Here is a 17,467-nt window from a genome sequence, read left to right as displayed (position 1 = left end):
CTAATAAATATCTCTGAAAATACTCAAGACATGACCATCGCCGCACTTTTGATACTTTTATTTACCAAGGCTAATTTACAGCAATTTTTAGGTAAATAGACCACGCGGTAGGGGCACAGCAATGTTCTCGGCGGCGGATGTGGTTCAAATAGATGAAAACTGCTGTAATTAGCGATCGCAAATATGACGCTCATCTTCTTTGACATTTGGGTTATTCTGGAGGTAGTCTGTTAATCTCGCACACCCCCGCTGCATCAAATCGTCTAAATCTAAATCCCACAGCATCACCCCGGCATCTTTACCGCCACTCAGCAACAATTTACCATCGGGACTGAAACTAAGGCTGTTAACTCGATGTGGATGTCCCAAAAGGGTTTTGAGTAATGTGCCGGTTGGAGTGTTCCACAGTTTGATCGTATTGTCAGCGCTACCAGAAGCGAGAATTTGACCGTCAGGGGAGAAACTCAGGCCCGTTACACCATCGCTATGTCCAGCGAGAGTATTGATTAACTGTCCTGTGGTGACATTCCAAAGCTTGATAGTATTGTCCCAACTGGCTGAAGCCAGGGTTTTACCGTCTGGACTAAATTTTACGGATGCGATCGCTAAATTATGTCCAGTAAAATTCTTGAGTAGCATCCCATCTATTCGCCAAAGTTTAACTGTATTATCAGCACTACCAGAAGCTAAACTTTTACCATCGGGGCTAAAACTGACAGTTGTCACCTCATCAATATGCCCTATCAGCGTTTGTAATAGAGTACCATCTGCAATTCGCCATAACTTAATTGTTTTATCAGCACTAGCAGAAGCAAGAATACGACTATCTGGACTAAAACTAATACTTGTAACTCTGTTATTATGTCCTGTAAATATTTTAATTAACTGAAAATTTTGACTATTCCAAACTTTAATAGTTTTATCGGCGCTAGCCGTTGCCAAATATTTTCCATTCTGGCTAAAAATTACAGCATTTATAATATCTGGATGTCCTTTAAACTTTTGTAAGTTAGTCAATTTATCTCGTCGCCGAATAGTGATATTTCCATCCCAACCAGCAGATGCAAATATTTTACCGTCAGTATTGAAACCAACACTATTAACATTGCCTTCTAGCAGTTCATTATTCGGCACTTGCCACAATTTAATAGTTTTATCAGCACTAGCAGAAGCGAGAATTTTACCATCTTGGCTAAAGCTGACATCCCTAACCTGTTCACCATGCCCTTTCAAAGTAGCTAATAAACTCCCATTTAGCCGCCAAAGTTTAATAGTATTGTCAGCCGCAGCAGATGCTAAAAACTGATTATCTGGACTAAAGCTGATGCTGTTGACTTGTTCGCTGTGAGATTCTAGAGTTTGTAATAATTTACCGTCAGCATTCCACAACTTAATAGTTTTGTCACCACTAGCCGAAGCGATATATTTACCATCAGGACTAAACTTAATCCGGGTAATGCGTCCTTTATGTCCCACTAGACTCGTAATTAACTTACCATTTGATGCCTGCCAAAGCTTCACCACATTATCTTCACCACCAGAAGCGATAACCTGACCATCAGGGCTAAAGCAAACAGTATTTACCCAACCATTATCAGCATTCCAACTATTGATGAGAGTGCCATCAATGCGCCATAATTTCACAGTATGATCCAAACTACTAGAAGCAAGAATATTCCCATCATGGCTAAAACTTATATCTGTAACAATATCAGTATGTTCAGATAAAGATTTCACTAACCTACTATTGGTTTTAAAAGTTCCTCCTTCTTTATTATCTTGGCGTTCTTGGCGTTCTTGGCGGTTCGTTAAAAAAAATTTCTCCCCTAATCCGATATCATTGCCAAAAACTTGAATAGTATTATCAGCACTAGCCGCAATAAACTTACCATCAGGACTAAAAGCAACAGATATAACTCGGTTTTTGAATCCCGGAAAAGTTGTAAATAATTGCCCAGATGAATTCCAAATTTTCACCGTTTGATCATCACTAGCAGAAGCGATAAACCTACCATCATGGCTAAAACTGACAGCATTAACTTGTTGATTATGACCTTGCAAGCGGTTAAATTCTTGAGTTTGAGTAACAGCTTGCTGAAAACTCGCCGCAGTTGCAAATTGGATATCTTTTGGTGGTGCAAAAACTTGCTTAAGTTCTCGCCCAGATTTCACACTCGCAATTAAAGCTTCCAATTGCTGATTAGATAATAATAAAGCTTCCGACGAGGCATTCAAAGCCGCAACTTCTCGTAACTGAGCAGATTGTTTTTGGAAGTATGCCAAACCACCGAAACCACTAGCAATAATTCCCAAAATACTAATAACTGCAATAGCCCTTTGCGCTTGTCTAAGTCTCTTCTTTTGCTCAAATTGCTGCCGCTGTCTGGCTTCTAAACAAGCAGCGATGAAGTGTTGGACATCTTGAGACAATTCATCTGTATATTTAACATAAATTTCTTCCGCCTCCCCTAGGCGAATGCCAGACAGCAAAAAATCAGCTTGTTCATCGTTATGTTTCCATAAAGCAGCTGCTTGCTCAACTTGCCGTTGCGATCGCAGTCTACTACGATTTTCCTCCAACCACCAGCGCAAAGTTGACCAATGACGAATCAGAATTTCATGAACTACCTCTATCGTCACCACCGAAGAAGAAGCGATAAGAGAAACTTCCTCACCTTTGACACTCCCCACAGCCTCATCTAAATTCACCACCACCAACTTACCAGCAGTTAAAGCTTGCAGAGTTCTTTCCACCAACAACGCCGGATATCTTTGCACAACCAACTCAGACTTAAAAACTCTACGCCGAGTATCTTCCGTACCTTCTCCTAATTGCGTAAGCGATAGAAAAATCCAGCGAGCGCAATCTTGAGTTTGGCTATCTAAACCGTCATAAACCGCCTGAGCCTTGCGTTCCAACGCTCCTTTAATTCCACCTACCTGCTGCTGATAAGCGAACAACGTCAACTCACCCCCTTGACGGAACTCCCACAACTGTTCGAGAACAAATTCCAACAGCGGTAAATCACCCGCCGAGTGATTTAACTCCTGTAACAAAACTTCCACCAGTCCCGGTTCTACCTTTAACCCCACTTGTTCCGCTGGGTTAACAATTACACGGCGATAGTCCTCATCACTCAGGTTTGGTGGTACTAAGACACTTGACTGTTGCAACCATCTAGCCAGCGCAGAAACTTCCAAACAAGCCGCGATAAAATCAGCCCGTAAAGTCATCACCAATTTAAACTTATCAGGTGCATATTCCACCGCCCCCAAAACCAACTCTAAAAACCGCTGTCTATCCTCACTCGGCGCTAGGGTGAATAATTCCTCAAACTGGTCAATTACCAAAACCACCATTGGTTCCGGCCGGCTACGTATCCAGTAGACAAAGCCTTCTACTCCCTGATATAACATTCCTTCTAATAAGAGATGAGGGGCGAGATTTTCCCCTTTCCCCTCCCCTGCAAGTCTGCGTGCTAAAGCATCCAGAGGTCTTGTACCCGGACACAAGCTTTTCATCCACCAAGAATCACTACCAGGGAGTTGTTTACCAAGACGCAACTGAGCAATTAACCCCCCATGTACTACAGAAGATTTACCGCTACCAGACGCACCCACCACAGCGAGAAAAGATTTCTGTCCTAACTGGCTAATCAACTGCCGGGTTAAAGTTTCTCTACCATAGAAATATTGAGCGTCTTCTTCACCAAAAGCGCGTAACCCCCGATAAGGGCAAATTTTTAAATCCAGTGCTGCTTTATTGCTGCGTCCACCAGTAGTTGGCGGGATGATTTCTATCACACCCTGGGTACCTGATAGCCAAATGTGTAAATTCAAAGCACCAGCCAGGTATACTTGCAATTGGCTAATCCAGCCAGCGACTGATAAGCCGGCAGGTTTAGCAGCAGCATTCAAAGTATCAGTAAGCGCTTGAGCAAACTGTTCAGGATTAACTTTCGGGGAGTTAGCCGCAATAATACATTGTCCCGTCTCAGAACCAAGTTGCAAATCTTCTACCCATTCCTGTAGAGACGCCATAAATCGCGCATCAACTACCGGACAATCTAAAATAATGATTTGTTGCGCGACTTGAGAACGACGTAACTGTTTTTTTAACCACGAACGACCCAACCAGATATCCTCTAACAAAACAAAAGCCGCTTCCCCAGTTGGGGTTTGGGCTAAACGTCCCCGCAGATATAACAAAACCGTGGCTGGTTCTTCAGTTCTCTGTCGCTGTTGCTGACTGAGTGAACGCAGACATTCTTGAATCGCCGCGCGGATATCTTTAACCGTTGTGGTTCTAGAACGAGGTAAGTACTGCAAATCAAAAGCAGCAACACTAGCCAACATTTTACTAAAATCCAGTGTTTTCTGAGAACCGCTAATTCCCTCTATTACCAGTGCTGTTCTTGGAGGACGGAATTCAGGAATTGCCGGAATATTCCCTAAAATGAGTTCTCCGACTCCTTCGACAATTCGCTTCGGCGTTTGTAGCGGGTATTCACTAAATAAATGAGTGTCTCCTTTACCTCTTTTCTGCTGATTAATTAGTCGTAATTGTTGATTAGTTTTATCTATATATTGCAGCGTTTGGTAATAAACATACCGATAAAGTCCATCAGCAGAAATTAACCCTTGTACATCTGCGGCATCGCCTTGTAAACCCCGCATTAAATAATAAGTAAATACTCCATGTCCCAGTTCAGGAAATTCCCATGATTGCTGTTCTGTGTCGCAAGAAAGTAGAGCATAAAAACCTTTACTTTTTGCAGCGCGTTGCTGCAATACTTCTACCAATTGCGGGGTAGGATTCATCCCCCTGAGTGTCATTCCCCCACTATGACAAGCATCCAGCCAGACTAACTGATTCTGTGCCCTACTATTACCTAATAGCTGCAACAATTCCTGCACAGCTAAAGCTGTATTTGGTAAATCATCTTTTTGCGTATCTGCTAAACACAGAAATGCTTGCTGATTTTGAGGCTGAAGCATTCCGTGGCCGGAAAAATAAAAGAGAATTGTATCCAGTGGTGCCGCAGCCGCAGTTATTTGCTGTAAAGTTGTCCGCACCGTTGCTAATAATGAAAATTCCTGAGCAAAATCATGATATATTTTTACTTCTTTTTGCAGAAATTGCTCCTGTGTTGCACCTGCTAAGGCTTCTGCTAATATCTGACAATCCACTGCTGAATAGCGTAGAGGAGGAATTCGTTTATCTTGGTATTGGTTGACTCCCACTAGCAGCAACCAAAGTTTAGAGGTAATTGTTTGTTTACCTGAAGTTGATTGACTGGTAGCAACGCCGCGTGGACACATTTTTTAAAATTAAAAATTCAAAATTTTTCCATTAGGGAAAACCAGACTAATATTATGGCTAGTTTTAACTTACTTTACTTTATAGATTGACTGTCATTGTTTTATGCAAGTTTAGTAATTACTGCCCAAAATAAGTAAAGATACTTAAGATGACTTAAGGAGTTGAATAAAAGGGTACAGTATTCTCAATAATACTCACAAGGAAGGAACTATTAGCAAAATGTCTGATACCCATGATCATAACGTTATTAACTCGCGAAAAACCAAAACTCCTCTTTTTAGTTTAGTTCTAGTATTCATCATGGGTCTTGGTGTCATCAATTTAAGAACTACTCAGCCAATAATACCGATTTTTGGTTTTCATGGCATCACTGATACTAAAAATACTGCTCTGCAATCTGAACAAGGAGATATGGACTACCCCCGAAAAGATTTAGAAAAACTCCTGGAGTACTTAATTATTCATGATTATTGGTTCTTAAGCGCTGAAGATTTATATGATTTTTTTTTAACAAAATCAAAAGAAATCCCGGCTGCACATCGCCACCAAAAGCCAATTATGCTTACCTTTGATGATGGTTATAAAACAGTATACACAAATTTACTCCCCCTGTTGTCGAAGTTGGAAAAGAAATATCAACGAAAAGTAAAAGTTGTTTTATTTATCAATCCAGGTACTTTAGCTAACGAAAACAGCGTTGCTTCAACTCACTTAGGATGCCGGGAATTGAGAGAGGGATTGCAAAAAGGATTTTTTGATATTCAATCTCATGGACTAACTCATAAAGATTTAACAGAAATTTCTCGTCCCCAGTTAGTTAATGAACTATTACGAGCTAGGATTGAACTGAGAAAATGTACCCAAGATTTAGACCCAGACCAAAGAGTAGCATCTCATCTAGCTTATCCCTATGGGGCTTACAATAAACAGGTAGAATCTTATGTTTTTAAATATTATTTATCGAGCTATTTATATAATAATGAAACCCTAGACTCTAGCTGTTCGACAAACCACTATAAAATTCCTCGTTTAATGGTTAACCGCCGCAAATCACCCAAGGAACTAATAGAAATGGCTGAAAAATTTCCATTAATTGAGAATAAATCTCAGCCTAAAGATAAATGTTAATATGTTAGTTAGTGAACGGCGAGCATATTTCACAAAAATGAGCAAGGTCGAGCTAAGAATGTAGAGACCACATATTACAGTTTCTAAATTGTGTATTGCACGCAATCGATAACTTGCTATATCAGACCATTTACTTTTAATAAAAATCCAACAGCACAAACTTGGTTAGTAGTCTTTTTGGTTTATTTACCAAACTAAAGCTTTTTTGGTGGATGTAATCTATACTAATTCTAGATTCTACACTTAAAGTTACTATTTGTCACATTTTGAATTAAATCGTATTAAATATTACAATACATCTTCCTTTTGTCGTGTTAGAGTATACTTAAGTACGTAAGCATTCTAGATTCAACGTAAAATATTTCCAGCTAAAACCCTCGCCCAGTTTAGAGGTATTTTCAGTTTAATTGTTACTACCATCTTAACATTAGGTTTAATTATAATAATTTTGGAAAGTTAGTTGCTAAATAATTAAAGTTTCAAAGCCTTAAATTTGAATTACAGGAGATGCATCAATGCCAGGCATTTTAAGAATCAAAGACAACGTTGGTACTACGACATTCAAGCAAAGTGCCCAACAAGCGAAAGACCTTAAAAAGGCTGACCCTACGTATTTAGCTAAAGCAGGTACACTATTTTTTGTCTCAACGATTGATCGTGGTTCTAGTGATGCCAAAAGTGCTAGTTATTATGGTGGTGATCACTGGAAAGTGACTTTTAAGGAAAAGCTGAAACCTCAAGAGGGAGGCGACCCTATACAGACTTGGTTTGTTTATAGGGAGCATGTAGAAGAATATAGACTAATACCTTAATTCTAGCCATAAAAATTTTGTGTCTGCTAGTTACATGGTTTTCTGTAAAAGATTTGTAACTAGCTTTATTAATGTATTTTTCATAGGAAATTTGGAATTGCTTATGACTTATTTAGCTAATAAAATTAATAATTTACTTTTATTAATTGTCAAAAATGCGATCGCCTCTGGTGGGCTGTTCGCGATTGCGCGGAGCGCAGTGCCGGAGGCAATCGCACAAATTCTGGCTGTAAGCGCGATTATCTCACCCGTGCAAGCCCAGTCTATCACCCCAGCGGCTGACGGCACAAACACAACAGTCACTCCCAACGGCAACCAGCTAGATATCAATGGCGGTTCCCTCTCTGGAGATGGCGCGAATCTTTTCCACAGCTTCCAAAAATTCGGTCTTGACGCCAACCAAACAGCCAACTTTCTTTCTAACCCCAATATCCAGAATATTTTGGGGCGAGTTGTTGGCGGTGATGCTTCGATTATTAATGGTCTAATTCAAGTTACTGGCGGTAATTCCAACTTATTCTTGATGAATCCAGCCGGAATGATCTTCGGGCCGAATTCCCAGCTAAATGTACCCGCATCATTTACCGCCACAACTGCTAATGGTATTGGGTTTGGTAATAATCTTTGGTTCAATGACGTTGGCAACAACAACTACGCCGACTTAATAGGAACCCCCAGCGCCTTTAATTTCAGCACCTCTCAACCAGGAAGCATCATTAATTTTGGCAACTTGGAAGTAGGTAATGGCAATAATTTAAATTTGCTGGGTGGTTCTGTTGTTAGTACCGGAAAGCTATCAGCACCAGGAGGTAATATCACTGTTGCTTCTGTACCTGGTGAGAAACTGTTACGCATCAGCCAACCCGGACACTTGCTGAGTTTGGAGATTTCCCCCATATCCGGTGGTATATCTGCCCCCACTTTACCCCAACTGTTAACAGGTGGAAATTTCACTAACGCCACTAGCTTAACAGTTAATAGTAACGGACACTTAGAACTGACAGGTTCTGGCATTCAGGTAAATGCTGGGGATGTAGTCGCCAAAGGGTTGACATCACAAACAGCAACCCTGTCAGCTGCCAATAATTTAACTTTGCCAGAAAGTCAACTGAACACAACAGGCAATTTAAACCTGTTAGCTCAAAACACCGTGCAGATACGCGATAGTGTAGCTAACTCCTTTTCGGCGACAGCAGGGGGAAATCTCCACATCCAGGGCAATCAAAACATTGATATTCTCGCCCTGAACCACCCCCAAACACCTTTTGTCAGTGGCGGAAATCTCAGTTTAATCAGCGATGGTATTGTTTCTGGTGATGCTCACTTTAGCAGCGGTGGAAAGTTTTCGATTCTCAAGCTATCGGGTAGTGCAGGTAACTTTGTCAGTCTCTATGATCCAATTATTACAGCAAACAGTGATGTTGAGTTTGGCGATTACACAGGGATAGCGCTGAAAGTAGAAGCGACAGGAAGTATTAAGGGTGGAAACATCAAAATTACAGGTGCAGATATAAATAGTAGTGACCCAGAATTGAAGGATGGCCCCAATCTAGTATTACGCGCTGGCTTGAGTTCAGTTGCTACAGATAATCTTCCTCAAAATAATGTCGGGAATCCATCAACCGACTTCAAAAAACCTAACAATGCCTTATCACCGGCTGGGAGTATTCAGGTAGGAAACATCAACACCGACAACGCAAATGGCGATGCTGGCTCCATTACTTTAACTGCATCTGGTGACATTATTACAGGTTCACTTCTTACCGTTGCTCAGTTGAACGCTGGAGCAGTTACCCTCACAGCGAATGGCAATATTAATACAAACCAAATAGACGCTAGTTCTGTTAGTGGGATTGGGGGAAATGTAAACTTGACGACTACCCAAGGTAATATTGCTACTAATTTCATTAATGCTACTTCTGGTAATGCACAGGGTGGAGAAATTACTTTAACTGGTAATGAAAACTCTATTGTCGGCAATGTGCAAACAACAAATAATAGCATTCTGATTAATGGTGCAACTACTTTTAACAACACCCCAATTACAGTCAGTAGCGACGCATCGGGGGGAAATATTACCTTTAATGGCACAGTTGATGGCAATGCCGATGTAACTGTTAATGCTGGTACTGGCAACGTTACCTTAAATGGATCTGTTGGTGCAATAACGGCGTTAAGTAGCTTTACTAGCAGCGCCAGCAACACCAATGTTTTTAGTAATATCTTCACAACAGCCAATCTTCAATTAAATAGTCCCGTCAACTTAACTGGCAGTGGTGCGAAAACTTTCGACTCGACTACGGGAAATATCACGTTTGGCAATACAGTTGATGGGGCAAGTGATTTAGTTGTTAATGCTGCTACTGGCAACGTTAACTTAAATGATGCTGTGGGAGAGATAACACCGTTAAGTAGCTTCGCCAGCAACGCCATTAATACTAATGTTGCCAGTAACATTTTCACAACAGGCAATCTTACTTTCAATAGTCCCGTCACCCTGAATATCTTAACTAAACTAGGCGGCAATGCTACTTTTAACGCTGGAACTAACCAGATTATTCTGAATTCTGGTTTAGATGCAGGTAGTAATAATTTAACTTTAACTGCTGATGAAATAGACTTGCTCACACCTAACTCAGTAACTGGCAGTGGGAATCTAATACTTCAGCCATTTATAGCCAGTCAAAATATTGCACTTGGCGGTAATAGCGATAGTGGTGCAGGCACTTTAGACTTGACCAAAACTGACTTAGCAGCCATCCAAGATGGCTTTAATTCCTTAACTATCGGACGCAAAGATAGTATTGGAGTGATTGATGTTAACGCTGTCACCTTCAACGACCCAGTCACAATTCAATCTGCTGGTAGTATCAACGTTAATGGGTCAATTACAGGCAATAACGCCGCCATCACCCTCAATGGCCCAACTGTGCTAAAGGCTGACATTACTACCACCAACAACCCAGCCATTAATTTCCTGAGTTCAGTCTTGTTAGGTGAGAATGCAACTCTTAACTTTGGTAGCGGCAATATTACCTTCAACAGCACAGTAGATGGCGCCAAAGATTTAATTCTGGCAGGTCCAGGGAATATTACCTTTCAAGGTGCAGTGGGTGGAACATCGGCACTGAACAAGCTGGATATTACTGAAGCTACCAACACTAATGTAGCTAGCAACATCAGCACCATCAGCAATCTCATCTTGAATAAGCCTGTAACCCTTACAGGCACTGGTCAAAAAGAATTTAGTTCTCAAGTGGGTGCGATCGCGATTAATTCCAGTTTAGCAGCAGGTAATTCTGATTTAATCTTGACTGCAAATGAAATAGACTTGTTCACACCTAACTCAGTTACAGGTACTGGCAACATCACACTTCGGCCATTTACAGCCAGTCAAAATATTATACTTGGCGATATTAACGACACAAATGCCACCAACACTTTAGACTTGACCAACACTGACTTAGCAGCCTTAGCCGATGGTTTCAATTCCATTACTATCGGACGCACAGATAGCAGTGGAGTGATTGATGTTAACGCTGTCACCTTCAACGACCCAGTAACAATTCAATCTCCTACTGGTAGTCTCAACGTTAATGGGTCAATTACAGGTAATGACAATGCCTCTCTTATATTTAATACTAATTCCATCACCCTCAATGCTGGCATCATCACCAATAATCAGCTTTCGGGTACAGCCAATACGGTGAATATTGGTGCTAATGGCTTAATTCAAAATGGCATTGATGTCGCTGCAAGGAGTGCAAATGTCAATCTAGCAGCAGCAACTTACACTCAGACACAGCAAATTGGAATTAATAAATCCCTGACTGTGACGGGTGCAGGGGCGAATAATACTATTGTTAGTGGTGGTGGAACAACTCGCGTATTCGACATTTCTGGAGATGGCACCAACGTCACTCTAGATAGTTTAACGATTACAAATGGTTTCAGCGGTTCTTTGGTAAACGGTGGTGGTATCCAGAAAACTGGTTCGGGGACGCTGAATGTGATCAACAGCACTATTTCTAATAACAGGGCAAATAGTGCTGGCGGCATACTGAATCAAGGTGTTGGGACGCTGAATATTACCAACAGTACTATTTCTAACAATACAGCCGGTGGTGGCGGCGTTGCTGGTGGAATCTGGAATGATGGCGGCACTCTGAATATTACCAACAGTACTATCTCAGGAAATAATTCTCTTACCAACGAAGCTGGTGGGATATGGAATAAAAGTGGAACCACCACGTTGATTAACAGCACTATCGTTGGCAACACAGCAAATTTGCAAGGTGGGGGTATCTGGATACAAAATGGTACTGTAAACCTGAATAATACAGATATCACTGGCAACACCGCACAATCTGGCGGTGGCATCTACAACTCAGGTACATTCACAATCGCCGACAGCACTCTTTCTGGCAACTCGGCAACATCCGAAGGCGGCAGCATCTACAACTCAGGGACAGCCACAGTCAGCGCCAGCATCCTTTCTAACAACTCGGCAACAAACAACGGTGGCGGTATCTTTAACTCAGGGACAGCCACAGTCAGCGACAACAAGCTTTCTGGCAACACCGCACAATCTGGCGGTGGCATCTATAACTCAGGTACAGCCATAGTCACCGAAAGCGGCATCGCTGATAACTCGGCAACAAACAACGGTGGCGGTATCTATAACTCAGGCACAGCCACAGTTAGAGATAGCACCATTGAGGGCAACTCAGCGCCATTAGGCGGGGGCATTGCCAACTATGACGCATTCACAGTCAGCAACAGTAACCTTTTGGGCAACTCGGCAACATTAGGCGGCGGTATCTTTAACTTTGGCAACTTCACAGTCAGCAACAGCCAACTTTCAGAGAATACGGCACTAAACAACGGCAATAGTATCTATAACTCAGGGACAGCCACAGTCAGCAATACCACCCTTTTTAGCAACTCGGCATCTTTAGGCAGTGTCATCTACAACAACAATGGGCCTCTCAGTCTTAAGGATAATTCGAGCATTATAGGCAGTAATACAGGGTTAGTCGTAGATGGTTCAAGTGGTCTAATTACCCTAGGTAATACTACTTTTTCTGGTCAAACAGGCGACTATATTAGCCTAATTAATGGCGCACTGGCAGGGCAAGAAATTGATGCCACTGCTGTCACCTTCGATGGTTTAACGGGTGCAACTGCAACATTACCTCAACTATTCGGTATAGAAGATAAAATTACCCATACGATTGATAATTCGGCAGTTGGTTTTGTCCGCGTCAATCCTAACAATGTATATGTGACTCCTTTGAGCGGCAATATTCAAAGAGGTGTCAATGCAGCTACCACCGGAAATATGATCAATATTGCCAGCGGAACTTACACTCAGACACAGCAAATTGAGATTAATAAATCTGTGACTGTGGCGGGTGCAGGGACGAATAATACTATTGTTAGCGGTGGTGGAACAACTCGCGTATTCGACATTTATGGAGATGGCACTAACGTTACCTTAGATGCATTGAGGATTACTGATGGCAATGCTGGCAGTAACTATGGTGGAGGCATTCAAGTAGGAAGTGGTAGTGTCCTAAACCTCAGCAATAGCACCATTGCTAGCAACTCGGCAAACTTAGGCGCTGGCATCTTCAACGGTGGCACAGCCACAGTCAGCAACAGCACTATTGAAGGTAACTCGGCAGGACAACACGGCGGTGGCATCTTCAACGATCTCACAGTCAGAGTCAGCAACAGCACCATTGAAGGTAACTCGGCAACAGACTTAGGCGGTGGCATCTACAACAGTGTAGGCACAGCCACAGTTAGCGACAGCACCATTGAAGGCAACTCAGCAGGATTAGGCGGCGGTGCGATCGCCAATTTTGTTACAGCCACAGTCAGCAATAGCACCCTTGCTGACAACTCAGCACCATTAGGCGGCGGCACCATCTACAACGGTTCTGGATCTTTGATTCTGCAAGATAATTCCAGCATTACAGGCGGTAATACAGGGTTAGTCGTAGATGTTTATGGTTCAAGTAGCTCAATTAGCCTAGGTAACACTACTTTTTCTGGACAAATAGGCGACTATATCACCCTAATTAATGGCGCACTGTCAGGGCAAGAAATCGATGCCACTGCTGTCACCTTCGATGGTTTAACGGGTGCAACTGCAACACTACCTCAACTATTCGGTATAGAAGATAAAATTACCCATACGATTGATAATTCAGCAGTTGGTTTTGTCCGCGTCAATCCTAACAATGTATATGTGACTCCTTTGAGTGGCAATATTCAAGCAGGTGTCAATGCAGCTACCACCGGAAATACAATCAATATTGCCAGCGGAACTTACACTGAACCAACAGTCAATATCAATAAACCTGTTAATCTTATCTTTGATGGGGCAGGAGCAACAATAAATGGTAATTTGACAACAGCAGCAGGCGGTACAATTGGAATTTCTGGTATCCTGACAGCCAATGGAGACGACGGCATCAATTTCAGTGATTCCATCAGCTTGCTGAACAACTTTACACTGACTAGCAATGACATTACTTTTAATGGCGCAGTAGATGGAAACAGTGATTTAACTCTCAACGCCAGTGGAAATGTCAACTTAAATGCTGTAGTGGGTGGAACAACTGCGTTGAGTAGCTTCACCAGCAACGCCACTAACACCAATGTGGCGAGTAATATCAGCACAACGGGCAATCTTCAATTTAATAGTCCTGTCGAGCTAACTGGTAGTGATGCGAAAACCTTCAACTCTAGTGACGGCGATATCAACTTCAATAATACAGTTGATGGCAACAGTGATTTAACTCTCAATGCAACTACAGGCAACGTCAACTTAAATGCTGCGGTGGGTGAAACAACTGCGTTGAGTAGCTTTACCAGCGACGCCGTCAACGCCAATGTTGCTAGTAACATTAATACCACAGGCAATCTTCAATTTAATAGTCCTGTTATCCTGACTGGTAGTGATGCGAAAGTCTTTGATTCTAGTGATGGCGATGTCAACTTCAACAATACAGTTGATGGAAACGGTGATTTGACTCTGAATGCAACTACAGGCAACGTCAATTTAAATGCTGCGGTGGGTGAAACAACTGCGTTGAGTAGCTTTACCAGCAACGCCGTCAACGCCAATGTTGCTAGTAACATCAATACCACAGGCAATCTCACCTTTAATAGTCCTGTCAACTTGACTGGCAATTCCATCTTCAATGCTGGAACTGCCAAGATTGTTCTAAATTCTGGTTTAACAGCAGGTGGTAATAATTTGACTTTGACTGCTGATGAAATAGATTTAACCGCATCAGCTAACTCGGTAACAGGTAGTGGAAATCTAGTACTTCAGCCATTTACACCCAGCCAAAATATTACTGTTGGCGGTGAGAGTGATGGGGGTGTAGACACTTTAAACTTGACCAAAATTGACTTAGCTACTTTGAATGATGGCTTCAGTTCCATTAGTATCGGTAGCCTGGATGGCAGTGGCGCGGTTAATATCGACAATTATACTTTCAGCGACCCTGTAAATTTTCAATCTCCCTTTGGTAGTATTAATTTTAATGGGTCAATTACAGGCAGTGACAATGCCGCTTTTACTTTTGATACGGATGTAACCACTTTCAACGCTGGGATTACCACTAACAATCAACCCCTCACTTTCACCAAAAAAGTCTTCCTGGGTACAGGTGCAGATGTAATTTTTAACACGGGTAATAGCAACATTAGCTTCGAGAATGCTATTGATGGGGCTGGTAATTTATCTCTCGCTGCTGGTACTGGAAATATTATTTTTGGCGGTAATATCGGGAGCACAACTCCTTTAAGTAGCCTCAACATCACTAGCGCTGCCAGCACTACTATCCCCGGCGATATGGCGATCGCTAATGGTGATATCCAGATTAACAGTCCTGTGATCTTTACTGGCAGTGGTGCAAAAGAAGTTAACGCCGATTCGGGAGCGATCGCATTTGCAGATACTTTAGCAGCGGGTGACAACAATCTGCAATTAACTGGTAATACCATTGATGTTGGCGGTAATATTACAGCGACTGGTAATGGCTCAATTGCATTTTTAGCAAATGAAAATGTGACTACTAGCAACATCACTACAGAAGCTGGAGATATTACAGTTATTAGCGAAAATGGTGCGATCGCCACTGGCGATTTAAACTCTAATGTTGATGACGATGGTGATGGTGGCAATACTACCCTGAATGCTGATGGCGACGTGATTACAGGCGATATTTCTTCGCGCACCAATGCCGGCGATGCTGGGGAAATTGCCCTCACCAGCACTACAGGCGCAATCGACACTGGAAACATCAATTCTGATACTGCGTCTGGAAATGGTGGTGCAGTTACTGTTATGGCACGCGATCGCATTAATACTGGCATCATCAACACCAGTTCTCTCACTGGTAATGGTGGCGCAGTCAAACTAGATCCAGACAATGATATTGTAGTCAAATTTATCAATACCCAAGGTGGCACCAGCGGCATCGGTGGAAATGTAGATATTTTCACAAAACGCTACTTTCAAGCTACAGACACCTTCACCGATAGTAATGGTTTCAATGCCAGCATCTCTACATTTGGGGCATTGGGTAGCGGTGAGATCACAATCAATCATGGCGGTGATATCTTTATAGTGGGCGACGCCACAACCAATGGTACTGCTGGAGTCATTAGCACTGGTTTGACAAACAGCATTTTACCCACCCAGTCAATTGTTGGTAATTTCACGCAAGGCGATATTCAAATATATTCCCAAGTTCGACAAGCAGTCACATTGCTGCCAATCACAAATACTCCAAATCAAGAAGAAACAACAGAGGCAGAAACTACAGTTGTTGACTTGCCATCGTTACCCACTAATAACACTTCATCAGTGATAGCTGACAGCGAAGCTATTAACGAATCAGAGGAGAATAACACCCAACAATTTACTGTATTTCTGGGGTTATCCACGCAAGAAACTTCGATTAAAACAGAGGACTCACAGGCCATCCTTCAAAAAAACCAAGCAGCTACAGGTGTCAAAACAGCAATTGTCTATGTAAACTTTGCTCCGGAAAAATATATACCGAATTCTGGAAATTCAATCAACGTAGTCCAAGATAGCGATGTATTGCGTTTGGGGATTGTTACAGGAAATGCTCTACCTAGCTACAAGTCAGTAACGGGTGCAACGAGAGGGAAGGTTCTGGCTACGTTGCGAGAATTTAGACGGGAAATTTCCGATCCTAATAAAGCTGGTACTACCACCTATTTAGCCAGCGCCCAGCAACTTTATCAATTGCTGATTGCACCAAGAGAAGCAGAGTTACAACAGCAAGGCATTAATAATCTGATGTTTGTGATGGATGAAGGATTGCGATCGCTTCCCGTCGCCGCTCTCCACGATGGTAAGCAATTTCTGATTGAAAAGTACAGTCTGGCGCTAGTACCAAGTTTTAGCCTTACCAACACCACATATCAGGATATAAAAGGCGCTCCAGTTTTGGCAATGGGAGCCGAGAAATTTACCCCAGAACAACAACAAACAGAGTTACACGCTGTACCACTAGAGATTCCTACCATCGTCCAGAAACTGAAGCGGGGTAAATACTTCCTTGACCAAAACTTCACTCTGGCCAATCTCAAGGCCCAACGTGCTGCCACACCATATCAGATCATTCACTTGGCAACCCACGCAGACTTTCCCAATAAACAGAGCGGAGGTAAAAATAAATCTTATATCCAGTTGTATGACAGCAAGCTACAGTTCAATCAAATCAGTCAGATGGGGTGGAATAACCCACAAGTGGAATTGTTGGTGCTCAGTGCTTGTAAATCAGCAGTAGGTGATGAAGACGCAGAGTTAGGTTTTGCGGGGTTAGCTGTTAAAAGTGGTGTCAAGTCAGCAATGGCGAGTTTATGGTATGTGTCAGATCCTGGAACTTTGGGTTTGATGACTGAGTTTTATAGCAATTTGAGTACTGCCAGAATTAAAGCAGAAGCATTGCAACAAGCGCAATTAGCCATGCTTCAGGGCAAAGTGCGATTAGAAGGCAATCAGTTTATTGGCTCTCAAGGTAGCATCCCACTCACACCCGAACAGGCTGGGTATTTGCAGACCAACATCCAAGGCAGTCTCAAACACCCTTTTTACTGGGCAGCCTTTAGTATAATTGGCAGCCCCTGGTAAGCCTGAGTTATATCA

Annotated in this window: 4 protein-coding genes; 3 read left to right on the top strand and 1 reads right to left on the bottom strand. The window is 42.3% G+C overall.

Annotated features, from left to right (window positions below):
• Window positions 1-168: 168 nt before the first annotated feature.
• On the bottom strand, window positions 169-5,322 hold the full coding sequence (locus tag CYLST_RS08795; RefSeq protein ID WP_015207361.1) for an nSTAND1 domain-containing NTPase: 5,154 nt from the start codon (window positions 5,320-5,322) through the stop codon (window positions 169-171).
• Between the two features lie 220 nt (window positions 5,323-5,542).
• Between CYLST_RS08795 and CYLST_RS08790 the strand changes: the two genes are divergently transcribed.
• The 3 genes from CYLST_RS08790 to CYLST_RS08780 all read left to right on the top strand — a co-directional run bounded on the left by CYLST_RS08790 (window position 5,543) and on the right by CYLST_RS08780 (window position 17,452).
• Window positions 5,543-6,451 (top strand): polysaccharide deacetylase family protein, encoded by a 909-nt coding sequence (locus CYLST_RS08790; RefSeq protein WP_015207360.1) that lies wholly within the window; start codon window positions 5,543-5,545, stop codon window positions 6,449-6,451.
• Window positions 6,452-6,966: 515 nt separating this feature from the next.
• Window positions 6,967-7,263, top strand: a complete 297-nt coding sequence (locus CYLST_RS08785; protein WP_015207359.1) for a hypothetical protein — start codon at window positions 6,967-6,969, stop codon at window positions 7,261-7,263.
• Between the two features lie 103 nt (window positions 7,264-7,366).
• Window positions 7,367-17,452, top strand: coding sequence for a CHAT domain-containing protein (locus CYLST_RS08780; protein WP_015207358.1), 10,086 nt, complete (start codon window positions 7,367-7,369; stop codon window positions 17,450-17,452).
• Window positions 17,453-17,467: the final 15 nt, after the last annotated feature.

Source organism: Cylindrospermum stagnale PCC 7417 (assembly GCF_000317535.1).
Lineage (GTDB): Bacteria > Cyanobacteriota > Cyanobacteriia > Cyanobacteriales > Nostocaceae > Cylindrospermum > Cylindrospermum stagnale.
The sequence above is the reverse complement of the archived record's forward strand: the minus strand, read 5'-3'. Positions and strand labels throughout refer to the sequence as shown.

What these genes read in the sequence shown, in the direction of transcription:
- CYLST_RS08795 (WP_015207361.1), bottom strand. Translation starts at nt 5,322, where the DNA reads ATGTGTCCACGCGGCGTTGCTACCAGTCAATCAACTTCAGGTAAACAA.
- CYLST_RS08790 (WP_015207360.1), top strand. Translation starts at nt 5,543, where the DNA reads ATGTCTGATACCCATGATCATAACGTTATTAACTCGCGAAAAACCAAA.
- CYLST_RS08785 (WP_015207359.1), top strand. Translation starts at nt 6,967, where the DNA reads ATGCCAGGCATTTTAAGAATCAAAGACAACGTTGGTACTACGACATTC.
- CYLST_RS08780 (WP_015207358.1), top strand. Translation starts at nt 7,367, where the DNA reads ATGACTTATTTAGCTAATAAAATTAATAATTTACTTTTATTAATTGTC.